This is a genomic window from Streptomyces sp. NPDC050423, assembly GCF_040655445.1.
GTDB lineage: Bacteria > Actinomycetota > Actinomycetes > Streptomycetales > Streptomycetaceae > Streptomyces.
Genome location: NZ_JBFAJY010000008.1, coordinates 77,724 through 103,988, shown reverse-complemented (window position 1 = coordinate 103,988; position 26,265 = coordinate 77,724). Strand labels below are relative to the sequence as shown.

At 71.1% G+C, this 26,265-nt stretch carries 21 protein-coding genes; 17 read left to right on the top strand and 4 right to left on the bottom strand.

The window, feature by feature from the left end; all coding sequences use genetic code 11:
* Window positions 1–77: 77 nt before the first annotated feature.
* Complete coding sequence (locus AB0I52_RS08830) at window positions 78–1,028, bottom strand: CAP domain-containing protein (RefSeq protein ID WP_363070332.1); 951 nt, start codon at window positions 1,026–1,028, stop codon at window positions 78–80.
* 161 nt (window positions 1,029–1,189) lie between these two features.
* Here AB0I52_RS08830 and AB0I52_RS08825 point away from each other — a divergent pair, with 161 nt between their 5' ends.
* From AB0I52_RS08825 to AB0I52_RS08810, 4 genes are all read left to right on the top strand, one after another.
* Window positions 1,190–1,471 carry an acylphosphatase gene (locus AB0I52_RS08825; protein WP_026242487.1) on the top strand — a complete coding sequence of 94 codons (282 nt, stop codon included), beginning with the start codon at window positions 1,190–1,192 and terminating at the stop codon, window positions 1,469–1,471.
* Between the two features lie 438 nt (window positions 1,472–1,909).
* A complete protein-coding gene (locus AB0I52_RS08820) occupies window positions 1,910–2,122 on the top strand; it encodes a hypothetical protein (RefSeq protein WP_024494492.1) in 213 nt (70 codons plus the stop codon).
* Between the two features lie 358 nt (window positions 2,123–2,480).
* Window positions 2,481–6,206, top strand: a complete 3,726-nt coding sequence (locus tag AB0I52_RS08815; protein WP_363070330.1) for an AAA family ATPase — start codon at window positions 2,481–2,483, stop codon at window positions 6,204–6,206.
* A gap of 220 nt (window positions 6,207–6,426) precedes the next feature.
* Window positions 6,427–7,845 carry a sugar porter family MFS transporter gene (locus tag AB0I52_RS08810; RefSeq protein WP_363070328.1) on the top strand — a complete coding sequence of 473 codons (1,419 nt, stop codon included), beginning with the start codon at window positions 6,427–6,429 and terminating at the stop codon, window positions 7,843–7,845.
* Between the two features lie 24 nt (window positions 7,846–7,869).
* Here the strand turns inward: AB0I52_RS08810 and AB0I52_RS08805 are convergent, their stop codons facing one another.
* Entirely contained in the window at window positions 7,870–8,835 is a 966-nt protein-coding gene (locus AB0I52_RS08805; RefSeq protein ID WP_363070326.1) for an LLM class flavin-dependent oxidoreductase, read from the bottom strand.
* A gap of 80 nt (window positions 8,836–8,915) precedes the next feature.
* On the opposite strand from AB0I52_RS08805, the gene AB0I52_RS08800 reads away from it, so the two are divergent.
* Window positions 8,916–9,413, top strand: a complete 498-nt coding sequence (locus AB0I52_RS08800) for a hypothetical protein (protein WP_363070325.1) — start codon at window positions 8,916–8,918, stop codon at window positions 9,411–9,413.
* A 127-nt stretch (window positions 9,414–9,540) separates the two neighbouring features.
* On the top strand, window positions 9,541–10,737 hold the full coding sequence (ftsY, locus tag AB0I52_RS08795; protein WP_363070323.1) for a signal recognition particle-docking protein FtsY: 1,197 nt from the start codon (window positions 9,541–9,543) through the stop codon (window positions 10,735–10,737).
* Window positions 10,738–10,822: 85 nt separating this feature from the next.
* On the opposite strand, the gene AB0I52_RS08790 is transcribed toward ftsY, so the two are convergent.
* A complete protein-coding gene (locus tag AB0I52_RS08790) occupies window positions 10,823–11,482 on the bottom strand; it encodes a bifunctional DNA primase/polymerase (RefSeq protein WP_363070321.1) in 660 nt (219 codons plus the stop codon).
* A gap of 445 nt (window positions 11,483–11,927) precedes the next feature.
* Between AB0I52_RS08790 and AB0I52_RS08785 the strand changes: the two genes are divergently transcribed.
* The 6 genes from AB0I52_RS08785 (at window position 11,928) to ftsH (ending at window position 21,718) form a co-directional block, all read left to right on the top strand.
* Window positions 11,928–13,400 carry a hypothetical protein gene (locus tag AB0I52_RS08785; RefSeq protein WP_363070319.1) on the top strand — a complete coding sequence of 491 codons (1,473 nt, stop codon included), beginning with the start codon at window positions 11,928–11,930 and terminating at the stop codon, window positions 13,398–13,400.
* A 371-nt stretch (window positions 13,401–13,771) separates the two neighbouring features.
* Entirely contained in the window at window positions 13,772–15,124 is a 1,353-nt protein-coding gene (locus AB0I52_RS08780; RefSeq protein ID WP_363070317.1) for an ammonium transporter, read from the top strand.
* Window positions 15,121–15,459: a P-II family nitrogen regulator gene (locus AB0I52_RS08775; RefSeq protein ID WP_069170469.1), complete on the top strand. Its 339-nt coding sequence runs from the start codon at window positions 15,121–15,123 to the stop codon at window positions 15,457–15,459. The genes AB0I52_RS08780 and AB0I52_RS08775 overlap by 4 nt, the downstream gene beginning before the upstream one ends.
* Window positions 15,460–15,490: 31 nt before the next feature.
* Window positions 15,491–17,944: a [protein-PII] uridylyltransferase gene (locus AB0I52_RS08770; RefSeq protein WP_363070315.1), complete on the top strand. Its 2,454-nt coding sequence runs from the start codon at window positions 15,491–15,493 to the stop codon at window positions 17,942–17,944.
* Window positions 17,945–18,076: 132 nt separating this feature from the next.
* A complete protein-coding gene (gene ffh, locus AB0I52_RS08765; protein ID WP_363070313.1) occupies window positions 18,077–19,627 on the top strand; it encodes a signal recognition particle protein in 1,551 nt (516 codons plus the stop codon).
* 171 nt (window positions 19,628–19,798) lie between these two features.
* Window positions 19,799–21,718, top strand: coding sequence for an ATP-dependent zinc metalloprotease FtsH (gene ftsH / locus AB0I52_RS08760; RefSeq protein WP_363070311.1), 1,920 nt, complete (start codon window positions 19,799–19,801; stop codon window positions 21,716–21,718).
* A gap of 28 nt (window positions 21,719–21,746) precedes the next feature.
* On the opposite strand, the gene AB0I52_RS08755 is transcribed toward ftsH, so the two are convergent.
* Window positions 21,747–22,601 carry a methyltransferase domain-containing protein gene (locus tag AB0I52_RS08755; RefSeq protein WP_363070309.1) on the bottom strand — a complete coding sequence of 285 codons (855 nt, stop codon included), beginning with the start codon at window positions 22,599–22,601 and terminating at the stop codon, window positions 21,747–21,749.
* A 526-nt stretch (window positions 22,602–23,127) separates the two neighbouring features.
* Here AB0I52_RS08755 and AB0I52_RS08750 point away from each other — a divergent pair.
* From AB0I52_RS08750 to trmD, 5 genes are all read left to right on the top strand, one after another.
* Complete coding sequence (locus tag AB0I52_RS08750) at window positions 23,128–23,721, top strand: hypothetical protein (RefSeq protein WP_148021155.1); 594 nt, start codon at window positions 23,128–23,130, stop codon at window positions 23,719–23,721.
* A gap of 157 nt (window positions 23,722–23,878) precedes the next feature.
* The gene (gene rpsP / locus AB0I52_RS08745; RefSeq protein WP_073739096.1) at window positions 23,879–24,322 is read left to right on the top strand and encodes a 30S ribosomal protein S16; all 444 of its coding nucleotides are present in this window, start codon (window positions 23,879–23,881) and stop codon (window positions 24,320–24,322) included.
* Between the two features lie 2 nt (window positions 24,323–24,324).
* Window positions 24,325–24,564, top strand: coding sequence for an RNA-binding protein (locus AB0I52_RS08740; RefSeq protein WP_145765829.1), 240 nt, complete (start codon window positions 24,325–24,327; stop codon window positions 24,562–24,564).
* A 79-nt stretch (window positions 24,565–24,643) separates the two neighbouring features.
* Window positions 24,644–25,279, top strand: a complete 636-nt coding sequence (rimM, locus tag AB0I52_RS08735) for a ribosome maturation factor RimM (protein WP_363070306.1) — start codon at window positions 24,644–24,646, stop codon at window positions 25,277–25,279.
* Window positions 25,279–26,100, top strand: coding sequence for a tRNA (guanosine(37)-N1)-methyltransferase TrmD (gene trmD / locus AB0I52_RS08730; protein ID WP_363070304.1), 822 nt, complete (start codon window positions 25,279–25,281; stop codon window positions 26,098–26,100). The genes rimM and trmD overlap by 1 nt, the downstream gene beginning before the upstream one ends.
* Window positions 26,101–26,265 lie beyond the last annotated feature (165 nt).

Sequence of the window (26,265 nt, the reverse complement as noted above, 5' to 3'; positions counted from 1 at the left end):
CACGAGGTTGCGCAATCCGTGGGTGAGCGGTGGGGCGTACGGGGTCGCAGGGGGTGGTGGTGCGGGGCGGGCAGGGCTCAGAAGCCGAAGTCCTGGGTCCACCAGGGGCCGCCGGAACCGAAGTGGACACCGACGCCGAGCGTCTTGTAGTCGCAGTTGAGAATGTTCGCGCGGTGGCCTTCGCTGTTCATCCAGGCGTCCATCACCGCCTGCGCGTCGGCCTGGCCGCGGGCGATGTTCTCGCCGCCGAGTCCGTCCACGCCGGCCTTGGCGGCACGGTCCCACGGGGTGTTGCCGTCGGGGTCGGTGTGGTCGAAGAAACCGCGGGCGGCCATGTCGTCGCTGAAGTTCTGCGCGAGCGAGGCCAGCGAGCTGCTCGCGGTGACCGGGCTGCAGCCGACCTTGGCGCGCTCCTGGTTGACCAGGGAGAGCACGGCGGCCTGGGCCGAGGTGTCGGCGGGCGGCGGCGCCGTGGTCCGGTGGGGAGCCGGAGCGGAGGTCGAGGGGGCCGGTGCCGTCGGCGCCGAGCTCGCGGCTGCGACCGCGCTCTTCGTGGCCCTGGCCGCCGGAGTCTTCGAGGCGGAAGCCTTCCCGGACGGCTCCTTCTTCTCCGCCTCCTTCGCCGGCCCGGACGTCCTGGAAGGGGACGAGGAGGGCTTGCCGTCGGCGGAGGGGCCCGACTTCGTGGGCCCGTCGGTGCGGCCGGTGCCGCGGCTGGCCGTGTCGGACGCGGTTGTGCGGTCGGCCGGCGGGGTCGTGGAGCCGCCCTGGGTCAGCAGGTCCGGGGCGCCCTGGGAGCGCACCTGGTCGGCGGCCGAACCGCCGCCCAGGTAGTTGTCGCCGCCGGGCAGCAGTCCGGAGGCCACGGCGACGGCCCCGACGGCCATGGCCGCGGAGACACCGAGCAGTCCCGTACGCACCGGCATCCCGGACCGCTTCCCGCGGCGGGTTCCCCGGCTCTGGCCCGTGTCCCGTTCCGCGGTCTCTTCAGCGGCGGGAGCTGCGGCGGAGCGTCGGTGGCGTCCCATCTGCTGTGCCCTTCTGACGACCTGGACGCCGTTTTCGGCGTCACCATGACTCACCCGATCGAGGACTCACCCGATCGAGTGAAGCATGTGCGAGGGGACTGTACGCCATGGCCTTTCGGAGAGAAGTGCTCCGGGATCAATTGGCCGGTTAGCGTTCGGGCATGAACGAAGATGTGCGACTCACCGCCTGGGTACGCGGCCGAGTACAGCAAGTAGGGTTCCGCTGGTTCACCAGGGCAAACGCTTTGGAGATCGGTGGCCTCACCGGATTCGCCCTCAATCTCGACGACGGCAGGGTGCAGGTGGTCGCCGAGGGGCGGCGTGAGAATTGCCACCGTCTGCTGGATTGGCTGCGCTCGGACGACACACCCGGGCGCGTTGACGGAGTCACTGAGATCTGGGACACCCCGCGGGGCGGATACGAGGGGTTCGCGATCCGTTGATCCGGTACCCGGACAGGGTCGGGAGAAGTCTCGTGTTCGGGCTGTGTTCGAAGGGCGGCGTGGGGTGACGGCGAGGGGTGCCATTGTGCGTACACATGAAATGACCTGCGGAATGATCCGGTGGTTGCCAAGATTCGGTTGCCGTGCGAGGCTGCGGCGAGAAGGATGATCTCCTTGCCGCTGAGGGCCCCGCAGGAGAGTCGCGCCGCATGATCGTCAAGCCGCGCGCCCCCGGGACGCCCGTCTCTACAGTGTGTGATCGTGTTGACCGTCAAACTTTTTGGTGAGACGCTGAAAACCCCGCGCACCTTAGCTGTTCGGCAGAGCTGTTTGGCAGCAGAACAGCAGTGAACACAGAGCACTGCCGAGCACCGCGGGTGCGATTCCCTCACGACCCACACCGCATCGGTCGGTCACTCAGTGTGGAGGACCATCCTCATGGCAAAGGCGCTTCTCGGTTACGTCGGCGGTTCCGACCCGCGACTCCTCGCCGAGATGCGACGGCTTCAGCAGCGCGTCCAGGATCTTGAATCCGAGATCGTACGGATTCAGGACGAGAACGACGCGCTCAACGCCGCCGCTCAGCACCAGGAGTCGCTGCTCGACAGCATCGACATCGACGTACCTCAGGCGGAGCCGGCGCTGACCTGACCGATGGCCCCAGGGCCGGTCGGGCTGCACGCGTCAGCCGCACGGAATCGTCATCGTCGTATCGCCACCGGATCATTGAAGATCGAATGCGCTTGATCATCGACTGAGCCTGATCTGCGTCTTCGTCTGCCTGTCATTGATCCGGCATGCGCGTCTCCACGGAGGCGTCGGATCCGTCGGTACGGCAATGCACCAGAGAGCAATCACAAGATTTGTAGGGGACGCTTCGGCGTCCCTTCTTTCTTTTCCCCTCCGAACCGCGCCCGTCCCGCCCCGGACGTACACCCCTTCCCTTACCGTCTGATGTGCCCTGCACCTTCATCAGCGAAACCGAGAGCGAAAGGTAGAGTCCGGCGGCGTGCACCTCAAGTCCCTGACCCTGCGTGGTTTCAAATCGTTCGCCTCTGCCACGACCCTGCGGTTCGAACCCGGGATCACCTGTGTGGTCGGCCCCAATGGATCGGGCAAGTCCAATGTCGTGGACGCGCTCTCCTGGGTCATGGGGGAGCAGGGCGCCAAATCCCTGCGCGGCGGCAAGATGGAGGACGTGATCTTCGCAGGTACCACCGGGCGGCCTCCGCTCGGGAGGGCGGAGGTGTCGCTGACCATCGACAATTCCGATGGCGCACTGCCCATCGAGTACGCCGAAGTGACGATCACCCGGATCATGTTCCGCAATGGCGGCAGCGAATACCAGATCAATGGCGACACCTGCCGGCTGCTCGACATCCAGGAACTCCTCTCGGACTCCGGTATCGGCCGGGAGATGCATGTCATCGTCGGCCAGGGCCAGCTGGACTCCGTGCTCCACGCCGACCCGATGGGGCGCCGCGCGTTCATCGAGGAGGCCGCCGGCGTACTGAAGCACCGCAAGCGCAAGGAGAAGGCGCTGCGGAAGCTGGACGCGATGGGGGCGAACCTGGCCAGGGTCCAGGACCTCACCGACGAACTGCGGCGACAGCTGAAGCCGCTCGGCCGGCAGGCCGCGGTCGCGCGCCGGGCCGCCGTCATCCAGGCCGATCTGCGCGACGCCCGGCTGCGGCTGCTCGCCGACGACCTGGGCCGGCTGCACACAGCGCTGCGCGGTGAGATCGCCGACGAGGCGGCCCTGAAGCAGCGCCGGGAGGCGGCAGAGGCGGAGCTCAAGGCGGTACTGGGGCGCGAGGCGGAACTGGAGGACGAGGTACGGCGGCTGACGCCGCGGCTCCAGCGCGCCCAGCAGAACTGGTACGAGCTGTCGCAGCTGGCCGAACGCGTGCGCGGCACGATCTCGCTGGCCGACGCCCGGGTGAAGAGCGCCACCGCCGCGCCGGAGGAGGAGCGGCGCGGCCGCGACCCGCAGGACATGGAGCGCGAGGCCGCCCGGATCCGCGAGCAGGAGGCGGAGCTGACCGCGGCGCTGGAAGCCGCGGAACACGCCCTGGAGGACACCGCATCCCACCGGTCCGAGCTGGAAAGCGAGTTGGCGGCCGAGGAGCGCAGGCTGAAGGACGCGGCCCGCGCCCTCGCGGACCGGCGCGAAGGGCTCGCCCGGCTGAGCGGCCAGGTCAACGCGGCCCGCAGCCGTGCCGGTTCGGCGCAGGCGGAGATCGACCGGCTGGCCGCGTCGCGCGACGAGGCGCGGGAGCGGGCGGTCGCCGCACAGGAGGAGTACGAGGAGCTCAAGGCCGAGGTCGACGGCCTGGACGCCGGCGACGCCGAGCTCGGCGTGCGGCACGAGGCCGCCAGGAACGAGCTGAAGGAGGCGGAGGCCGCGCTCTCCGCCGCCCGCGAGGCCGCCACCGCCGCCGAACGCGAGCGCGCCGCGGTCGCGGCCCGCCATGACGCACTGGCCCTCGGGCTGCGCCGCAAGGACGGCACCGGGGTGCTGCTCGGTGCCCGGGACCGGCTGGCCGGCCTGCTCGGGCCGGCCGCGGAGCTGCTCACGGTGGCGCCGGGACACGAGGTCGCGGTGGCCGCCGCACTGGGCGCGGCGGCGGACGCGGTGGCGGTGACGGACCCGGCCACCGCGGCGGAGGCGATCCGGCTGCTGCGGAAACTGGACGCGGGACGGGCCGCGCTGCTGCTCGGAGGCGGACCAGGCGCCCTCCCCGGGGCGCCCGACGCGGTGGGGCACGTACCCGGTCAGGGTGCGGAGGCGGACACCGCGCCCCGGGGCGGCGTCGCCCACGTCCCCGCGCAGGAGGGCTCGGCCCTGCCGGCGCCGCAGGGGCCCGCCGGGACCGGGGCGGCGGCCGCCGACAGGCCGGTGGCCGTGGCTCTCGACGGCCGGGAAGCTCCCGCCGTCGCCGGTCTCGTCAGCGGTCCCGTCGAACTGATGGCCGCGGTGCGCAGGCTGGTGCGGGACATGGTGGTCGTCGGGACGCTGGAGGACGCCGAGGACCTGGTGGCCGCCCGCCCGGAGCTGACCGCGGTGACCGGCGAGGGCGACGTGCTCTCGGCGCACTTCGCGCACGGTGGTTCCGCCGGGGCGCCCAGTCTCCTCGAAGTCCAGGCGTCCGTGGACGAGGCGGCCGCCGAGCTGGCCGAACTGGCGGTGCGGTGCACGGAGTTGGCCGCGGCGCAGCGGCTCGCGGCGCAGCGTCGCGGCAGCGTCGCGGCCCTCGTCGAGGAGCTGGGGGAGCGGCGCCGGGCCGCCGAGCGGGAGAAGTCCGGGGTGGCCCAGCAGCTCGGGCGGCTGGCCGGCCAGGCGCGGGGCGCGGCCGGTGAGGCGGACCGGATGGCCGCCTCCGCGGCCCGCGCCCAGGAGGCGCTGGAGCGCGCGACCCAGGACGCGGAGGAGCTCGCCGAACGGCTGCTCGTCGCCGAGGAGGCCTCGGAGGACGGCGCGGACGAGGAGCCGGACACCGCCGTGCGCGACCGGCTCGCCGCCGACGGTGCCAACGCCCGCCAGACCGAGATGGAGGCCCGCCTCCAGGTCCGTACCCACGAGGAACGCGTCAAGGCGCTGGCCGGCCGCGCCGACTCCCTCGACCGCGGCGCCCGCGCCGAACGGGAGGCCAGGGCCCGCGTCGAGCAGCGCAGGGCCCGGCTGCGCCACGAGGCCGCGGTGGCCTCCGCCGTGGCGTCCGGTGCCCGTCAGCTGCTGGCCCACGTCGAGGTGTCCGTCGTACGGGCGGAGCGGGAACGGGCCGCCGCGGAGGCCTCGAAGGCCGAGCGGGAACAGGAACTGGCGGCCGAGCGCCTGCGGGGCCGCGAGCTCAAGGGCGAGCTCGACAAGCTGACGGACTCGGTCCACCGGGGAGAGGTGCTCGGCGCCGAGAAGCGGCTGCGGATAGAGCAGCTGGAGGCGAAGGCCCTGGAGGAGCTGGGCGTGGAACCGGCCGGTCTGGCCGCCGAGTACGGGCCCGATCAGCTCGTGCCGCCGTCCCCGGCCGCGGAGGGCGAGGAGCTGCCGGAGGATCCGGAGCATCCGCGCAACCAGCCGAAGCCGTTCGTCAGGGCCGAGCAGGAGAAGCGGCTGAAGTCGGCCGAACGGGCGTACCAGCAACTCGGGAAGGTGAATCCGCTCGCTCTCGAGGAGTTCTCCGCGCTGGAGGAGCGGCACAAGTTCCTCTCCGAGCAGCTTGAGGACCTGAAGAAGACCCGGGCCGATCTGATGCAGGTCATCAAGGAGGTCGACGAGCGCGTCGAGCAGGTCTTCACCGAGGCGTACCGGGACACCGCCCGCGAGTTCGAGGGCGTCTTCTCGCGCCTCTTCCCGGGCGGTGAGGGGCGGCTCGTCCTGACCGACCCGGACAACATGCTCACGACCGGTGTGGACGTCGAGGCCCGCCCACCGGGCAAGAAGGTGAAGCGGCTGTCCCTGCTGTCCGGCGGTGAACGGTCGCTCACAGCAGTGGCGTTGCTCGTCGCGATCTTCAAGGCCAGGCCGAGCCCGTTCTATGTCATGGACGAGGTCGAGGCGGCGCTCGACGACACCAACCTCCAGCGTCTGATCCGGATCATGGCGGAACTCCAGGAGAGCTCCCAGCTCATCGTGATCACGCACCAGAAGCGGACGATGGAGGTCGCCGACGCGCTCTACGGCGTCTCGATGCAGGGCGACGGGGTCTCGAAGGTCATCAGTCAGCGGCTGCGCTGAGCCCTTTCCGGATCGGCTCAACCTTCAGGACTTCAACGGGTCCGCTCGATACTCCGAGGTAAATGCCCGCAAGAAGCGCGGTGCTGACTTCGGAAATCGAAGAGATTTATCCGCTGTCACTGCTTTCGTCTTCAAGTGGTGGCAGTGGTGAACCTATGCGCCACTGGGAACAGCTCGCCCCCCCCACGCCTGCGCTCGCGGCCAGGTACCAGGAGTTCATGTGACCAGCACATCGCAGGGACCGGAGTCCGGAGCCAGAGCGGCCCACCCGGACCACCTCGGCCATGTCATCTTCATCACGGCAGCCGCTGCGATGGGCGGCTTCCTCTTCGGTTACGACAGCTCCGTGATCAACGGGGCCGTCGAGGCGATCCGCAGCCGGTACGGCATCGGCTCCGGCACGCTCGCCCAGGTCATCGCCATCGCCCTGATCGGCTGTGCGATCGGTGCGGCCACCGCGGGGCGTATCGCCGACCGCATCGGCCGCATCCGCTGCATGCAGATCGCCTCGGTCCTCTTCACCATCAGCGCCGTCGGTTCCGCGCTCCCCTTCGCCCTCTGGGACCTGGCGATCTGGCGCATCATCGGTGGCTTCGCCATCGGCATGGCCTCGGTGATCGGCCCCGCGTACATCGCCGAGGTCTCGCCGCCTGCCTACCGCGGCCGTCTCGGCTCCTTCCAGCAGGCGGCGATCGTCATCGGCATCGCCATCTCCCAGCTGGTCAACTACGGCATCCTGCAGATCGCCGACGGCGACCAGCGCGGCAAGATCGGCGGCCTCGAAGCCTGGCAGTGGATGCTCGGCGTGATGGTCGTGCCCGCCGTCCTGTACGGGCTGCTGTCCTTCGCCATCCCCGAGTCGCCGCGGTTCCTGATCTCGGTCGGCAGGAAGGACCGGGCCCGTCGGATCCTGTCGGAGGTCGAGGGCGACGATGTCGACCTCGACGCCCGGGTGGCCGAGATCGAGACCGCGATGCACCGCGAGCACAAGTCGACCTTCAAGGATCTGCTGGGCAGCCGCTTCGGCTTCCTGCCCATCGTCTGGGTCGGTATCGGACTGTCGGTCTTCCAGCAGCTCGTCGGCATCAACGTGGCGTTCTACTACTCCGCGACGCTGTGGCAGTCCGTCGGCATCGACCCGACCGCCTCGTTCTTCTACTCGTTCACCACCTCGATCATCAACATCATCGGTACCGTGATCGCGATGGTCCTGGTGGACCGGGTGGGACGTCGCCCGCTGGCCCTCGTCGGCTCCTGCGGTATGGCCGTCGCCCTCGCCTTCGAGGCATGGGCCTTCTCCGCCGCCCTGGTCAACGGCAAACTCCCCACCACCCAGGGCGTGGTCGCGCTCGTCGCGGCCCATGTGTTCGTGCTCTTCTTCGCCCTGTCGTGGGGTGTCATCGTCTGGGTCTTCCTCGGCGAGATGTTCCCGAACCGGATCCGCGCCGCCGCGCTCGGCGTCGCCGCGTCCGCACAGTGGATCGCCAACTGGGCGATCACCGCGAGCTTCCCGAGCCTCGCCGACTGGAACCTGTCGGGCACGTACATCATCTACGCCTGCTTCGCCACGCTCTCGATCCCCTTCGTCATCAAGTTCGTCAAGGAGACCAAGGGCAAGGCGCTGGAGGAGATGGGCTGATCCCCACCCCGTTGCCGACTCCGTTCAGCCGCCGGTCGCCTCGCAGAACAGCCGCAGGCTGCGCCACCCCTCCTCGACCGGCATCCCGCCGCACAGCGGATGCAGCACCAGGCTGTCCAGCTCCCGGCCCAGATCCGCGCACGCCTGAGGGGTGATGATCCGGTAGACGCCCTCGTCGCGCAGCTCCGCCACCGTCGTCGCCGCCGAACGGACGGCCGAGCGGATGTCCTTGGACTGCCAGGAGGCGTACGTGCGCGCCTCGTGCAGGAAGTGCTCCCCGTACTCGGCCCATGTCCGGTCCGGGTCCTCGGACACGTGCAGCAACGGCGTCTCGGCCGCGGGCATCATGCAGAAGCCCTCCGTGCCGTGCTCCGTGCGCTGCTCGTGGTAGTACGCCTCCAGCTCGGGCAGATGCGCGCTCGGGAACAGCGGCAGCCCCAGCCGGGCCGCCCGCCGCGCCGCCGCCCGCGAGCTGCCGCCCACCAGCAGCAGCGGGTGCGGCCGGGTGAAAGGACGCGGGGTGACCGTGACCGTGCGGCCGCGGAACTCGAACGGCTCCCCGGTCCACGCCAGCAGCAGCGTCTCCAGCAGCTCGTCCTGGAGCCGTCCGCGCCTGCCCCATTCGACGCCCGCCCGCTCGTACTCCTCGGGCCGATAGCCGATCCCCGCGACCGTGACCAGCCGGCCCGCGCTCAGCAGGTCGAGCACCGCGATGTCCTCCGCCAGCCGCAGCGGGTCGTGCAGCGGCCCGATGACCGCGGAGACCGTGACCGCGATCCGGCCGGTGGCGCCGAACACGGCACCGGCGAGGACGAAGGGGGAGGGCAGCCAGGAGTTGGCGGCGCCGTGGTGCTCCTCGGTCTGCACGGTGTCGACGCCGTGCTCGTCGGCGTACGCGGCCATGTCCAGGGCCGCGCGGTAGCGGGCCGAGAGCGAGGCGGGCGTGGCGGCTGGATCGACGAGGTTGAACCGGACGACTGTGAAGGCCATGGCACTGTCCCCTTCGCCGGGCGGGCTGGGCGAGGCCGGACAGTAGCTGACGTGGCGTCAGAAGTGTAGGGGTGTGCCGCGTGCGGGCCGCCGGAGATGGCCCGGCCCAGTTTGTTGCGCCCGGCCCACGTGGTGGCGAGCGGACCGCTGAACCATTCCGCGAGAACGTCACCGCGAGCAGATTCGGAAAGGAGACGAACAAATCGATGAAACGGTTCGCCGCCATCATCAGCGGCGCGCCCAGGATCAGGCTGATCGCGGCATTCACCGCGACCGCCCAGGCGAGCGGGCCGCGGAATCCCGGCGTCTGCGCGGTGAAACCCGCCGAATGCATCGGCATGGCATTGATCGGCACCGTGCCGAGCACGGCGACGAGCGGATGCGGCACCGGGATCCGGTCCGGCAGTAACGCGCCGACGAAGGAGACCGGATCCCGGGTGACGGCCAGTTCCGGTGTGCCGGCCGCCAGCGCCGCTCCCCTCGGCACCGTCGGCGGAATCACGATTCCCGCAGCGCCCGCGCCCGCGGCCCCGGGAGCGGACGGCCGGCCGCCACGAAGGCCGTCAGGGTCGCCGTGATCGCGACGGGGACCAGTTCGGCCGTTCCGCATGAGACGACGGGGACCGCGCAGGCGCCGCCCGTCCGCCGCCCGGCGGGGCGGCCATTCCTCGTTTGTCCCCGCACGTGACTGATACTGGGTGGGTTATGGAATTCGTCATCCTTGCTGTAGTCATCGCCCTGGTCGCGGTCGGCGTGATCAGCGGGCTCGTGGTCAGCAGCCGCAAGAAGAAGCAGCTGCCCCCGGCACCGTCGAGCACGCCGACCATCACTCCTCCCGCCGAGCCCCATGTCGGCGAGGAGGCCGAGACGCCGCGCGACGAATCGCGCCGCACCATCGAGGAGGTCGGGCTCCCGCCCGCCGAGACCGCCGACGAGCAGGCCCCGGAGGTCGTCGAGGCCCCCGCGCTCGACGTTCCCGAGCCCACGGCCGGCCGTCTCGTACGGCTCCGGGCCCGCCTCGCCCGCTCGCAGAACTCCCTCGGCAAGGGGCTGCTCACGCTCCTGTCCCGGGACAACCTCGACGAGGACACCTGGGAGGAGATCGAGGACACGCTCCTCACCGCCGACGTCGGCGTCGCCCCCACCCAGGAGCTGGTGGAACGGCTCCGGGAGCGCGTCCGGATCCTCGGCACCCGCACCCCCGAGGGGCTGCGCTCGCTCCTGCGCGAGGAACTGCTCACCCTGCTCGGCACCGACTTCGACCGTGCGGTCAAGACGGAGAGCGGCGTCGACACCCCGGGCGTCGTGATGGTCGTCGGTGTCAACGGCACCGGCAAGACCACCACCACCGGAAAGCTCGCCCGGGTGCTCGTGGCCGACGGCCGCAGCGTCGTGCTCGGCGCGGCCGACACCTTCCGGGCCGCCGCCGCCGATCAGCTCCAGACCTGGGGCGAGCGCGTCGGTGCCCGCACCGTGCGCGGCCCCGAGGGCGGCGACCCGGCGTCGATCGCCTTCGACGCGGTGAAGGAAGGCATCGCCGAGGGCGCCGACGTCGTACTGATCGACACGGCGGGCCGGCTGCACACCAAGACCGGTCTGATGGACGAGCTCGGCAAGGTCAAGCGGGTGGTCGAGAAGCACGGACCGCTCGACGAGATCCTGCTCGTCCTGGACGCCACCACCGGGCAGAACGGCCTGGTGCAGGCCCGCGTCTTCGCCGAGGTCGTCGACATCACCGGCATCGTCCTCACCAAGCTCGACGGCACCGCGAAGGGCGGCATCGTCATCGCCGTCCAGCGCGAGCTGGGCGTTCCGGTGAAGCTGATCGGGCTCGGAGAGGGGCCGGACGACCTGGCCCCGTTCGACCCGGAGGCGTTCGTGGACGCCCTGATCGGGGACTGACACCCGCAGGCAGAGAGAAGCCCGGCCGCATGACCCCATGCGGCCGGGCTCTTCGCTGAGCCGGGACGGACCGCTCCCGGGCGGCTCAGCCGCAGGGCGCCCAGCGGTGGCAGATGTACGCCAGCGTGCCCAGCAGCAGCTGTGCTTCCGGGGGCGCCGCCGCGGTGTCCAGGGCCGGTGACCGGAGCCAGCGGACCGGTCCGAGGCCGCCCTGGTCCGACGGCGGTGCGGTGATGTGGGAGCCGAGGCCCAGCGCCCGCAGATCCAGCCCCGCGTCGTCCCAGCCCATCCGGTACAGCAGCTGGGGGAGTCCGGCCGCGGCGCCCGGCGCCACGAAGAATTGCGCCCGGCCGGCCGGCGTCACCGCCACCGGGCCCAGCGGCAGCCCCATCCGCTCCATCCGTACCAGCGCCCGGCGCCCGGACTGTTCGGCGACATCGAGGACGTCGAAGCCGCGGCCCACCGGCAGCAGCATCGAGGCACCCGGCACCTCGGCCCAGGCGCGCGCCGCCGTCTCCAGCGTCGCCCCGGCGGGCACCTCCCGCGCGAAGTCCAGCGGATGCGCGCCGGGGGAGGGGCAGTCGGTCTCCCCGCAGGAGCAGTTGCCGTCCGCGGCCCGCGCACCCGGTGTGACGGCCCAGCCCCACAGCCCCGTGTACTCGGCCACCGCGGTGCCCTCGGCCGCACGGCCGCGGCGCCGTGAGCCGGATCGCAGTTCGCGGATGCCGCCGATCGTGAAGCCCATGCCCCCTCCAACGGGTCCAACTCGCCGGTGGTTACGGACCGGAGCCCACTCGTGACACTCCGCCGTTCCCTGCTGTTCCTGTTGTTCCTGCCGATCCGGCTGGACGTGGGGCGTGCACCGGGAGTGTCCGAATCGGTCCGCACGCCCCTGAATGCGCCTTTGTGCCCACCGCTGATCGTTCTCTGTCAAGTGAATCGCGCCCTGCCGTAGTGACGTTCATCCGAAGGGGTGGCGAATGGTGGCGTTTCCGCAATCACCCTCGTTGAGACAGTGATCGTAGGATTACCGTCGGTACGCGAACCATGGAAGTATGTGCTCCCATGGGTATGCCGGAGGCAACTCGATTTTCTGTTCGATGGTGTGCAACCTCCGTACGGACAGCATCGGTTCACGGCATTCTGAGTGGTTCGCGGCGGACAGTATTCGGCGGGATGGGGGCGTTCCAGTGAGTGGCAGCGGCGCAGGCGATTCGAATGCCGGTAAGCGTCCGAACGGGCAATTGGGATCATGGTTCGTGCGCAGCGGCTGGTCGAAGGGCGAGCTGGCCCGCCAGGTGAACCGCAGGGCACGCCAGATGGGCGCCCACCACATCAGCACCGACACCTCCCGGGTGCGGCGCTGGCTCGACGGCGAGCAGCCGCGCGAACCGATCCCGCGCATCCTGTCCGAGCTGTTCTCGGAACGCTTCGGTACCGTCGTCGCCGTCGAGGACCTGGGGTTACGCGCCGCGCATCAGGCCCCGTCGGTGGCCGGCGTCGATCTGCCCTGGGCCGGACCGCAGACCGTCGCCCTGCTCAGCGAGTTCTCCCGCAGCGACCTGATGCTCGCCCGCCGGGGCTTCCTCGGCAGCTCCCTCGCCCTCGCCGCCGGCCCCGCCCTCATCGAACCCATGCAGCGCTGGCTGGTGCCCGTCGCCGCCGCTGCGGCCCCGGAGCCGGACCCGGCCGCCGCCCGCCGCCCCTCCCGGCTCTCCGGCCCCGAGCTCGACCTGCTGGAATCCACCACCGCGATGTTCCGCCAGTGGGACGCGCAGTGCGGCGGCGGACTGCGCCGCAAGGCCGTCGTCGGCCAGCTCCACGAGGTCACCGACCTGCTCCAGGAGCCGCAGCCGGCCGCCACCGCCAAACGCCTGTTCCGCTGCGCCGCCGAACTGGCCGAGCTCGCGGGCTGGATGAGCTACGACGTGGGCCTCCAGCCCACCGCCCAGAAGTACTTCGTCCTCGCCCTGCACGCCTCCAAGGAGGCCGGCGACAAGCCGCTCGGCTCGTACGTGCTCTCCAGCATGAGCCGCCAGATGATCCACCTCGGCCGGCCCGACGACGCCCTCGAACTGATCCACCTCGCGCAGTACGGCAGCCGCGACTGCGCCACCGCGCGGACCCAGGCCATGCTGTATGCGATGGAGGCCCGCGCCTACGCCAACATGGGCCAGCCCAGCAAGTGCAAACGAGCCGTCCGGATGGCCGAGGACACCTTCCTCGACGCGGGCATCGACGGCGAGCCCGAACCCGACTGGATCCGGTTCTTCTCCGACGCCGAGCTGAACGGCGAGAACTCCCACTCCTACCGCGACCTGGCCTATGTGGCAGGCCGCAGCCCCACGTACGCCTCGCTCGCCGAACCCGTCATGCGCAAGGCGGTACAGCTGTTCGGCGAGGACGACGAGCACCAGCGGTCGTACGCCCTCAACCTGATCGGTCTCGCCACGGTCCATCTCCTCAAGCGCGAGCCCGAGGAGTCCACCGTGCTGGCCGAGAAGGCGCTGCGCGTCGCCAAGAAGGTCCGCTCCGAGCGCGTCAACACCCGGCTGCGCAAGACGGTCGACACCGCGGCCAGGGACTTCGGGGACATTCCCGAGGTCGCCCGGCTCACCGATCTCCTCACCGAACAACTGCCCGAGACCGCCGAAGCGGTCTGACGGCACCTCTGCCCCGGCCACGACGACCACCCCGCACAGACCGACTTCGGCTCCCCCGATTGCCAGGTCAGTGGGTGGTCGCCGTGGCCGGTTCGTGTGGTCGTTCCCGTACCGGAGCGTCGTAACCGCACCGTATGCGGCCACGGCCGCAGAGTAGGCCCGAGCGCGGATGCGGCACGGGCGGTTCATGGGGACGTAACACGTCGCTCCCCTTCGTCACTGGGGCGAAACACCGTGCGGCATCGGCGGAAACGGCGCTGGGCGAATCTCATGGCGCATAAGGACCGACCGGCACCTTTTCCCCAGTGGTCCCGCACGTGGTTGTGCCCCCACCGCCCGCACGCGGCCGCACCGACGACGAGGAGACGCCGATGCCCCCAGGCATCACGACGTTCGCAGCAGACGCCCCGACGCTGTCTGCCGCCAATACCGGATTCATGCTCATCTGCTCGGCCCTCGTGATGGTCATGACTCCGGCCCTGGCCTTCTTCTACGGAGGCATGGTCCGCGTCAAGAGCACCCTCAACATGCTGATGATGAGCTTCATCAGCCTCGGGATCGTCACGATCCTGTGGGTGCTGTACGGATTCAGCCTCGCCTTCGGCACCGACATCGGGTCCTTCATCGGCTGGAGCTCCGACTTCGCCGGCCTCAGCGGGATCGGCGTCACCCAGCTCTGGGACGGCTACACCATCCCGGTGTACGTCTTCGCCGTCTTCCAGCTGATGTTCGCGGTCCTCACCCCGGCCCTGATAAGCGGTGCCCTCGCGGACCGGGTCAAGTTCACCTCCTGGGCGCTCTTCATCACCCTCTGGGTCACCGTCGTCTACTTCCCGGTCGCGCACTGGGTCTGGGGCGCGGGCGGCTGGCTGTACGAGCTCGGTGTCATCGACTTCGCCGGCGGTACCGCCGTTCACATCAACGCCGGTGCCGCGGCCCTCGGCGTGATCCTCGTCATCGGCAAGCGGGTCGGCTTCAAGAAGGACCCGATGCGGCCGCACAGCCTGCCGCTCGTCATGCTCGGCGCCGGACTGCTCTGGTTCGGCTGGTTCGGGTTCAACGCCGGCTCGTGGCTCGGCAACGACGACGGCGTCGGCGCGGTCATGTTCGTCAACACCCAGGTCGCCACCGCCGCCGCGATGCTCGCCTGGCTCGGCTACGAGAAGCTCCGCCACGGCTCCTTCACCACCCTCGGCGCCGCCTCCGGCGCTGTCGCGGGCCTCGTCGCCATCACCCCGTCCGGCGGCGCCGTCAGCCCGCTCGGCGCCATCGCGGTCGGTGCCGTCGCCGGTGTCCTGTGCGCCATGGCCGTCGGGCTCAAGTACAAGTTCGGCTACGACGACTCCCTGGACGTCGTCGGCGTCCACCTCGTCGGCGGCATCGTCGGCTCCCTGCTCGTCGGCCTCTTCGCCACCGGCGGAGTCCAGTCCGACGCCAAGGGCCTCTTCTACGGCGGCGGACTCGAACAGCTCGGCAAGCAGGCCGTCGGCGTCTTCGCCGTCCTCGCGTACTCTCTGGTCGTCTCCGCGGTCCTCGCCCTCATCCTCGACCGGACGATCGGGATGCGGGTCGAGGAGGACGACGAGGTCTCCGGCATCGACCAGGTCGAGCACGCCGAGACCGCGTACGACTTCAGCGGCGCCGGCGGCGGTCTGTCCTCGCGCCCCACGCCTCCCGCCCCCGGCACCACGGCGGCCCCGACGAACAAGAAGGTGGACGCATGAAGCTCATCACCGCAGTCGTGAAGCCCCACCGGCTTGACGAGATCAAGGAGGCCCTCCAGGCCTTCGGCGTCCAGGGCCTCACCGTCACGGAAGCCAGCGGCTACGGGCGTCAGCGCGGCCACACCGAGGTCTACCGGGGCGCCGAGTACACCGTCGACCTCGTCCCGAAGATCCGCATCGAGGTCCTCGTCGAGGACGAGGACGCCGAACAGCTCATCGACGTCGTCGTCAAGGCCGCCCGGACCGGCAAGATCGGTGACGGCAAGGTCTGGAGCGTCCCGGTCGAGACCGCGGTCCGGGTCCGTACCGGCGAACGCGGCCCGGACGCACTCTGACCGGCGGTTCCGCACACGGAAAGGCAACTGGGTGACGAGCACCGAAGCGACCACCGAATCCGGGGAATCGGGACCCAGCGGCTATGCGGCGGCCCGGCTGAGCCTCCTCCAGGAGAAGGCGCGGTCCGGGCCGCCGCGCCGTGCGGCCCTCGCCTCGCTCACCGACGGCTGGCTGACCGCCCTCTTCGCCGCCGCGGCCGGACACGCCGGCGTCCGCGGCGCCGCCCTCGTGGCCGTCGGCGGCTACGGCCGCGGCGAACTCTCCCCGCGCAGCGACCTCGACCTGCTGCTCCTGCACGACGGCAGCGCCGACGCCGCAGCCGTCGCTGCCCTCGCCGACCGCATCTGGTACCCGGTCTGGGACCTCGGCCTCGCCCTCGACCACTCCGTGCGCACCCCCGCCGAAGCCCGCAGGACGGCGGGCGAGGACCTGAAGGTCCAGCTCGGCCTCCTCGACGCCCGGCCCGTCGCCGGGGACCTCGGCCTCGTCGCCTCGCTGCGCACCGCGGTCCTCGCCGACTGGCGCAACCAGGCCCCCAAGCGGCTGCCCGCGCTCGACGAGCTCTGCCGCGAGCGGGCCGAACGCCAGGGCGAGCTCCAGTTCCTCCTGGAACCCGACCTCAAGGAGGCCCGCGGCGGACTGCGCGACGCCACCGCCCTGCGCGCCGTCGCCGCCTCCTGGGTCGCCGACGCACCCCGCGAGGGCCTCGCCGAGGCCCGCCGCGTCCTGCTGGACGCCCGAGACGCCCTGCACCTCACGACCGGCCGCGCCACCGACCGCCTCGCCCTCCAGGAACAGGACCGGGTCGCCGCCGCCCTCGGCCTCCTCGACGCCGATGTGCTGCTGCGCCAGGTGTATGAGGCCGCCCGCACCGTCTCGTACGCCACCGACGTCACCTGGCGCGAGGTCAACCGGGTGCTGCGCGCCCGCTCGGTCCGCCCCCGGCTGCGCGCCATGCTGGGCGGCGGCAGGGCCGCGGCCGTCGACCGCAGCCCGCTCGCCGACGGCGTCGTCGAGGCCGACGGCGAGGTCGTCCTCGCCCGCACCGCCCGCCCCGAACGCGACCCGGTGCTCGTCCTGCGCGCTGCCGCCGCGGCCGCCCAGTCCGAACTGCCGCTCTCCCGCCACGTCGTACGCCACCTCGCCACCGCCGCCGCGCCGCTGCCGGTGCCGTGGCCCGCCGAGGCCCGGGAGGAGCTCGTCACCCTGCTCGGCGCGGGCGAGGCGACCGTCCCCGTCTGGGAGGCCCTCGAAGCGGAGGGGCTGATCACCCGCCTCCTGCCCGACTGGGAACGGGTCCACTGCCGGCCCCAGCGCAACCCCGTCCACACCTGGACCGTCGACCGCCACCTCGTCGAAGCCGCGGTCCGCGCCTCCTCCCTCACCCGCCGTGTCGGCCGCCCCGACCTGCTGCTCGTCGCCGCGCTGCTGCACGACATCGGCAAGGGCTGGCCCGGCGACCACTCCGTCGCCGGTGAGGTCATCGCCCGGGACATGGCCGCCCGGATCGGCTTCGACCCCCACGACGTGGGCGTCATCGCCACCCTCGTCCGCCACCATCTGCTGCTCATCGAGACCGCCACCCGCCGCGACCTCGACGACCCGGCGACCGTCCGCTCCGTCGCCACCGCCGTCGGCACCGCCTCCACGCTGGAGCTCCTGCACGCGCTCACCGAGGCCGACGCGCTCGCGACCGGGCCCGCCGCCTGGTCCACCTGGCGCGCCTCCCTCGTCACCGACCTGGTCAGACGCGTCGCGGCCGTCCTCGCCGGCGAGGAACCCGAGGAACCGGAGCCCGCCGCCCCCGGCGTCGAACACGAACGCCTCGCCATCGAGGCTCTGCGCACCGGTGAGCCGGTCCTCGCCCTGCACGCCCAGACCGAGACCCCGCACGAGGACGGCGCTCCCGAACCCGTCGGCGTCGAACTCCTCATCGCGCTCCCGGACCGGCCCGGAGTCCTGCCCGCCGCCGCCGGGGTCCTCGCCCTGCACCGCCTCACCGTCCGCGCCGCGGACCTGCGGGCCGTCGAGCTCCCCACCGAACTGGGCGACTTGGCCGACGTACTGCTGCTCAGCTGGCGGGTCGCCGCCGAGTACGGGGCGCTGCCCCAGGCCACCCGGCTGCGCGCCGATCTCGTACGCGCCCTGGACGGATCCCTGGACATCCGGTCCCGGCTGGCCGAGCGCGAGGCGGCCTACCCGCGCCGCCGCGGGGTGAAGGCCCCGCCGCCGAGGGTGACCGTCGCGCCGGCCGGCTCGCGGCTGGCCACGGTGATCGAGGTGCGCGCCCAGGACGCCCCGGGGCTGCTGCACCGGATCGGCCGGGCGTTGGAACAGAGCGCGGTACGGGTCCGCAGCGCGCACGTGTCGACGCTGGGGGCCAACGCGGTCGACGCCTTCTACGTCACGGATCCCGACGGCCGGCCGCTGCCCGCCGCCCGCGCCGCGGAACTGGCCCAGGAGGTCGAGAACGCGCTCGGCTGAGCCCCGTCACCACGTGAATCCGCCCCCGTGCGTCATGAGAACCGGGCGAGGGCTTTGCGTTCCCCGGCGTCCGGATACTCTGGGGAACGACTGACCCGACCCCGCCCCCGACCCTGAGGACCGACGAGCGCCGTGTTCGATACTCTCTCCGACCGCCTTGCCGCGACTTTCAAGAACCTCAGGGGCAAGGGCCGCTTGTCCGAGGCGGACATCGACGCCACGGCTCGCGAGATCCGTATCGCCCTGCTCGAGGCCGATGTCGCCCTGCCCGTCGTCCGGTCATTCATCGCCAACGTCAAGGAGCGGGCGCGCGGCGTCGAGGTCTCCCAGGCGCTGAACCCCGCCCAGCAGATGATCAAGATCGTCAACGAGGAGCTCGTCTCCATCCTCGGTGGCGAGACCCGGCGCCTGCGCTTCGCCAAGACCGCGCCCACCGTGATCATGCTCGCGGGTCTCCAGGGTGCGGGTAAGACGACCCTCGCCGGAAAGCTCGGCCTCTGGCTCAAGGGCCAGGGCCACTCCCCGCTGCTCGTGGCCTGTGACCTCCAGCGCCCCAACGCCGTCAACCAGCTGAGCGTCGTCGCCGACCGCGCCGGTGTCGCGGTGTACGCTCCCGAGCCGGGCAATGGCGTCGGTGACCCGGTCCAGGTCGCCAAGGACTCGATCGAGTACGCCAGGTCCAAGCAGTACGACGTGGTCGTCGTGGACACCGCCGGCCGCCTCGGTATCGACCAGGAGCTGATGCAGCAGGCCGCGGACATCCGCGACGCCGTCAGCCCCGACGAGATCCTCTTCGTCGTCGACGCGATGATCGGCCAGGACGCGGTCAACACCGCCGAGGCCTTCCGCGACGGCGTCGGCTTCGACGGTGTGGTGCTCTCCAAGCTCGACGGCGACGCCCGCGGTGGTGCGGCCCTGTCGATCGCCCACGTCACGGGCAAGCAGATCATCTTCGCGTCGAACGGCGAGAAGCTCGAGGACTTCGACGCCTTCCACCCGGACCGGATGGCCTCGCGCATTCTCGACATGGGTGACCTGCTCACCCTGATCGAGCAGGCGGAGAAGACCTTCAGCCAGGAAGAGGCCGCCAAAATGGCCTCCAAGCTGGCGTCCAGCAAGGGCAAGGACTTCACGCTCGACGACTTCCTCGCCCAGATGGAGCAGGTCCGCAAGATGGGCTCCATCTCCAAGCTGCTCGGGATGCTGCCCGGCATGGGGCAGATCAAGGACCAGATCAACAACATCGACGAGCGCGACGTGGACCGTACCGCCGCGATCATCAAGTCGATGACCCCGAAGGAGCGCGCCGAGCCGACGCTCATCAACGGCTCGCGCCGCGCCCGTATCGCCAAGGGCTCCGGCGTCGAGGTCAGCGCCGTGAAGAACCTGGTCGAGCGGTTCTTCGAGGCCCGCAAGATGATGTCGAAGATGGCGCAGGGCGGCGGCATGCCGGGGATGCCCGGGATGCCGGGCATGGGCGGCGGCCCCGGCCGGCAGAAGAAGCAGGTCAAGCAGGCCAAGGGCAAGCGCAAGAGCGGTAACCCGATGAAGCGCAAGGCCGAGGAGCAGGCCGAGGCCGCCCGTCGCGAGCAGGCGGCGCAGGGCGGCGCGCTCGGTCTGCCGGCCGGCCAGGAGGACAAGAACTTCGAGCTGCCGGACGAGTTCAAGAAGTTCATGGGCTGAGCAAGCCCGTGTCACGTCCCCGAGGGGGCGCCCGCTTCACGGCGGGCGCCCCCTCGGGCGTGTGCGGGGGAGCCGGGTTCCCTCCATGGGCCCAGCGGGGTGCCGCTCCGAGGGCTTCGTCCTCGTTTCTCCCTTAATGTCGGCTCAACGGCTGTCGGTAGAGGAGCGCGCGTGACCAGTCCGGTACCTCCCCGCGACCGCACCGACCAGCCCTGGCGCTCCGAGGGCGCACCACCGCCCCCGCCGCCCCGCCGGAAGATGCCGGGGGGCTGGGGCGGACTGCTGCTGACCGCGCTGGCCGTCTACCTGATCGCCAACCTGCTGCTCTCCTTCTTCAACGGCGAGGAGGAGCGGACGATCGCGTACACGGAGTTCAGCAAGCAGGTCACCGCGGGCAACGTGTCCAAGATCTACTCCAAGGGCGATGCCATCGAGGGGCAGCTCAAGAAGGAGGCGAAGGTCCCGGGCAAGGACGACAAGTACACCAAGTTCGTCACCCAGCGGCCCGCCTTCGCCGACGACAACCTCTGGGGCGAGCTGGTCAAGGACGACGTCACGGTCACGGCCGAACCGGTCGTCAAGGAGCGCAGCTTCCTGGCCAACCTGCTGATCTCGCTGGCACCGATGATGCTGCTCGTCCTGCTCTGGGTGTTCATCGCCCGGCGGATGTCGCGTGGCGGCATGGGCGGCGGGATGGGCGGCTTCGGCCGCAAGGCCCCGCCCAAGCCGGTCGAGCTGGAGGGCAGCCGGCGCACCACCTTCGAGGACGTGGCCGGCATCGACGAGGTCGAGGGCGAGCTCAACGACGTCGTGGACTTCCTGAAGAACCCGGACGCCTACCGGAAGATGGGCGCCAGGATGCCCGGGGGCGTCCTGCTGGCCGGTCCTCCCGGCACCGGCAAGACGCTGCTGGCACGGGCCGTCGCGGGGGAGGCGGGGGTGCCGTTCTTCTCGGCCTCGGCTTCCGAGTTCATCGAGATGATCGTCGGCGTCGGCGCCGGCCGGGTCCGGGAGCTCTTCGCCGAGGCGCGCAAGGTCGCCCCCGCCATCGTCTTCATCGACGAGATCGACACCATCGGACGGGTCCGCGGCGGCGGTTCGGGCATGGGTGGGCACGACGAGCGCGAGCAGACGCTCAACCAGATCCTCACCGAGATGGACGGCTTCTCGGGTTCGGAGGGCGTGGTCGTGCTCGCCGCCACCAACCGCGCCGACGTCCTCGACCCGGCGCTCACCCGGCCCGGCCGCTTCGACCGGATCGTCCAGGTCAGCCCGCCGGACAAGAACGGCCGGGAGGCGATCCTGGAGATCCACACCCGGCAGATCCCGATGGCCGACGACGTGGACCTGGGCCAGGTGGCCCGTACGACGCCCGGGATGACCGGCGCCGATCTGGCCAACCTCGCCAACGAGGCCGCGCTGCTCGCCGTCAAGCGGGGGCAGTCGGAGGTCAACGGGGCGGATCTCTCGGACGCCCTGGAGAAGGTCCAGCTCGGTGCGGAACGCTCGCTCGTCATGTCGGACGAGGAACGCCGCAGGACCGCGTACCACGAGAGCGGACACGCGCTGCTGGGGATGCTCCATCCCGGCGCCGACCCGGTCCGCAAGGTCACCATCGTGCCGCGCGGCCGGGCGCTCGGGGTCACGCTCTCGACGCCGGACGCCGACAAGTACGCGTACACCGAGGAGTATCTGCGCGGCCGGATCATCGGCGCGCTCGGCGGGATGGCGGCCGAGCAGGTGGTGTTCGGCGTCGTCACCACGGGCGCGGAGAGCGATCTGGAGCAGGTCACCGGCCTGGCCCGCGGCATGGTGGGCCGCTGGGGCATGAGCCACAAGGTCGGCCGGCTGACGGCGATCCCGGCCGATGCCCAGCAGGCGTACGGCCTCTCGGCCGCGCCCGCGACGCTGGACGCGGTGGACGGTGAGATGCGGCGCATCGTCGACGAGTGCTACGAGGAGGCGTGCCGGCTGCTGGGCAACAACCGGGACCGGCTGGACTCGCTGGCCGGCGCTCTGCTGGAGAACGAGACGCTGGACGAGGTGGCCGCGTACCGGGCCGCGGGGATCACCCGGCTGGCCAAGCCGTGACGGGGCCCGGCGGCCGGGGCCCGACCGCCTACGTCGTGCAGACGAGGTAGCGGAACACGTTGGGCATCCAGACGGTGCCGTCCCGGTGCCGGTGCGGGTGCAGGGCCTGGGCCACCTCTTTCTCCACCTGGGACCGGTCCGTCGCCCGTACCGCCGCGTCGAAGAGCCGTGTCGACAGCAGGCCCCGGACCGCGCTGTCCATGTCCGCGTAGCCGAACGGGCACGCCACCCGCCCGGAGCCGTCGGGCTTCAGCCCGGCCCGGAACGCCACGTCCTCCAGATCGTCGCGCTGCGCGCCCAGCCAGCCGCCCGCCCCGGGGGAACGCGTCCCCTCCGCGAGCCGGGCCGCCACCCGCAGTACCGCCGCCGTGGCGCACCGCTCGGGCGGGCCCCAGCCGGTCAGCACGACCGTGCTTCCCCGGTCCGCCAGCGGTACCGCCGAACCGAGCGCGCCCACCAGCTCCTCCGCGTCGTCGGCCGTGCAGCCGATCGGTGTGAACGCGGTGATCAGGTCGTACGGCTCGTGGCCGGTCGCCGCGGCCGGAACGCCGTCCAGGAGCCGCGGCCCGGCGGCCGGGGCCCCGGCGTCGCCCCCGGGGTCCGGCAGCAGCCGGGTCCGGGCGAGCGCGAGCCGTTCGGTGTCGGCGTCGACGCCGGTGACGCGTGCTCCGCGGCCGGCCGCGATCAGCAGCGCGAGCCCGGAGCCGCAGCCGAGCGAGAGCATCCGGGTGGCGGCCCCCACTTCCAGCCGCCGGTAGACCGCCTCGTACAGCGGCGCGAGCATCCGCTCCTGGATCTCGGCCCAGTCACGGGCGCGGGATCCGGTGTCCACCGAGGCGGACGACTCCGTGTACGCATGGTGCCGGACGAGCGTTGGTGTCATGGATGCGCCCCAATCCGCCGAGATGCCGGTGATGCCGGTCGGTCATGTCCGAGTGGACGGTTTCCCCGTGCCTGCGGCCGCGCTTTCCCCGTATGCCAGGGAACTGAGCATCCGCCGCCGCGTCCAGGGGTCTACGGGCCGTCGTTGCCTTTGGTGCCGTTCGCCGGTCCAGTCTCACCCGACACGCGGGACCGGGCATGTCGAGGGCTCGGGGACGGCGCCCGGGGCGTCCGGGGGAAGGGGCGGACGGGGCGGGCGGAGTCCCGGTACTGTCGGTTCCCGGCGTCCGCGCCCGTTGATCTTCCGGGCGCCCGGGGCGGTGCGGGTTCCAGGGGGCGTACGCGCGGTCCACGCGCTCGGGCGTACACGTCGCTACGTACCACCTTGGTGTGAGCTGTGAGACTTCTCCGCAGATCAGCGCACCCGCCCTCGTCAGGACGCATCAAGGGCAACTGACTGGTACGTGCAAATTATTTGGGATGGCCCGGAATCGGAACACCGGGGCACTCGCGCTCGTTGTCACGACGTGAGCACGACACCACCTGTACTTGCCGCAGAGCTGGCACAGGCGTGGGCCGACATTCAGCGGTACCACCCCGAGCTGCCCGATCTTGCCGCGCCCGAGTCCCTGATCGGAGAGTCCTCGTCCGCCTGTGGCGCCGAGCTCTCCTTCGAACGGCTGCTCCATGAGGCAGTCCATGGCATTGCCGCCGCCCGAGGTGTCCGTGACACCTCGCGCGCCGGCCGATACCACAACCGTCGATTCCTCGCGATCGCCGAGGAGCTGGGCCTCGACCATGCCGAGGAGCCCCACCCCAGCAGTGGCTTCTCGCTGGTCACGCTCAACCCCGAGGCCAAGCGCCGGTACCGGCCGACGACCGAACGGCTGCAGCGCGCCCTCAAGGCGCACACCGTGGCCACCGCCGCCGACACCAAGCGCTCCTTCCGCGGCCCGGCCGCCCGGCACGGCTCCTCCGGAGGGGGCGTGCGGGTCAAGGCCGTCTGCGACTGCGGTCGCAACGTGCGCGTCGTCCCCTCGGTCCTCGCACAGGCCCCGATCGTCTGCGGCGGCTGCGGAAAGCCGTTCCGGATCCCGGAGGCAGTGGTCGCGGTGGGGTGAGCCGATGTGGTGTGGCACAATGGCTAGCTGTACTCGACAGTCGCACAGGACCCCTCTCTCCTCCGGCTGACGCGTCCATCGGGCACTCGAGTACCGCAACCCCACGTGGCATCTTCGTTGTGCCCAACCACGTCATAGACCAGGAGACACCACTTCCGTGGCAGTCAAGATCAAGCTGAAGCGTCTGGGCAAGATCCGTTCGCCTCACTACCGCATCGTCGTCGCCGACTCCCGTACCCGCCGTGATGGCCGGGCCATCGAGGAGATCGGCCTGTACCACCCGGTGCAGAACCCTTCGCGCATCGAGGTCAACGCAGAGCGCGCGCAGTACTGGCTGTCCGTCGGCGCCCAGCCGACCGAGCCGGTTCTCGCGATCCTGAAGCTCACCGGTGACTGGCAGGCCCACAAGGGTCTCCCGGCCCCCGCGCCGCTTCTGCAGCCGGAGCCCAAGGCTGACAAGCGCGCCCTGTTCGAGGCCCTGACCAAGGACACCGCCGAGGAGTCCAAGGGCGAGGCCATCACGCAGAAGGCGAAGAAGGCCGACAAGAAGGCGGACGAGGCTGCTGACGCAGCCGCGCCCGCCGAGTCGACCGAGGCCTGAGCATGCTCGAGGAGGCTCTCGAGCACCTCGTGAAAGGCATCGTCGACAACCCCGAGGACGTGCAGGTGGCCTCGCGCGACCTGCGTCGCGGCCGTGTGCTCGAGGTCCGGGTCCACCCCGATGACCTCGGTAAGGTGATCGGCCGCAACGGCCGCACCGCACGCGCGTTGCGTACCGTCGTCGGCGCCATCGGCGGCCGTGGTATCCGCGTCGACCTCGTCGATGTGGATCAGGTTCGCTGACAGAGTTGAACACCGGCACGGGCCGGGGAGGGCCAAGCGCCCGCCCCGGCCCGTCGTCGTACGACAGGAGAGACACAAGGTGCAGTTGGTAGTCGCGCGGATCGGTCGCGCCCACGGCATCAAGGGCGAGGTCACCGTCGAGGTACGCACGGACGAGCCGGAGATCCGGCTCGGACCCGGTGCGGTACTGGCCACCGAGCCGGCCTCGACAGGACCGCTGACGATCGAGACCGGCCGGGTGCACAGCGGCCGGCTGCTGCTGCGTTTCGAGGGCGTACGGGACCGCACGGGCGCCGAGGCGCTGCGCAATACGCTGCTGATCGCCGACGTCGACCCGGAGGAGCTCCCGGAGGACCCCGAGGAGTTCTACGACCATCAGCTGATGGACCTGGACGTGGTTCTCGCCGACGGCACCGAGATCGGCCGGATCACCGAGATCACGCACCTGCCGTCGCAGGACCTCTTCATCGTGGAGCGTCCCGACGGCACCGAGGTGATGATCCCGTTCGTCGAGGAGATCGTCTCCGAGATCGACCTGGAGGAGCAGCGCGCGGTGATCACTCCGCCGCCGGGCCTGATCGACGAGAGCGAGGCCGTCGTGGTCTCCACGCGCGATGAGGAGTCCGAGGCCGCCGGTGCGCAGCCCGCCGGGTCCGGTGCCGATGGGACCGGCCCTGTTGAGCCCGGTCCTGCCCGCCCCGGGGAAGACGACTGATGCGCCTCGACGTCGTCACGATCTTCCCCGAGTACCTCGAACCGCTGAACGTCTCGCTCGTCGGCAAGGCCCGCGCCCGCGGACGCCTCGACGTGCACGTGCACGATCTGCGGGAGTGGACGTACGACCGCCACAACACGGTCGACGACACCCCCTACGGCGGCGGTCCCGGCATGGTCATGAAGACCGAGCCGTGGGGCGACGCCCTGGACGAGACCCTGGCCGACGGCTACGGGAGCGGTGCCCACTCACCGGTGCTCGTGGTGCCCACACCGAGCGGCCGGCCGTTCACCCAGGAACTCGCCGTCGAGCTCTCCGAGCGGCCCTGGCTGATCTTCGCCCCGGCCCGTTACGAGGGCATCGACCGGCGGGTGACCGAGGAGTACGCCACCCGGATGCCGGTCGTCGAGGTGTCCATCGGCGACTACGTGCTGGCAGGCGGGGAAGCCGCGGTGCTGGTGATCACGGAGGCGGTGGCCCGGCTGCTGCCCGGCGTGCTCGGCAACGCCGAATCGCACCGGGACGACTCCTTCGCCCCCGGCGCGATGGCCGATCTGCTGGAGGGGCCCGTCTACACCAAGCCGCCCGAGTGGCGCGGCCGGGGGATCCCGGACGTGCTGCTCAGCGGCCACCACGGCCGGATCGCGCGCTGGCGCCGGGACGAGGCCTTCCGCCGCACCGCGCTCAACAGGCCCGATCTGATCGAGCGTTGCGAGGCGGCGGGCTTCGACAAGAAGGACCGGGAGATGCTCTCGATCCTGGGCTGGTCACCCGAGCCCGGCGGCCGATTTTGGCGCAGGCCCGACGCCGTGGAACAATAGGCCGCTGCTGTACGTCCGACGTGCGCCCCTGCCACAGGGGGAAAGCGGCCGTTGTGATCCCCGCACATGTGGGGAAGGTCCCGACGCCCGCCCGACGCGATCAGCACTCCGAACTCATCACTCTCCCGCCGATGACCTGTGGCATGGGCGAAGAAAGCAGACAAC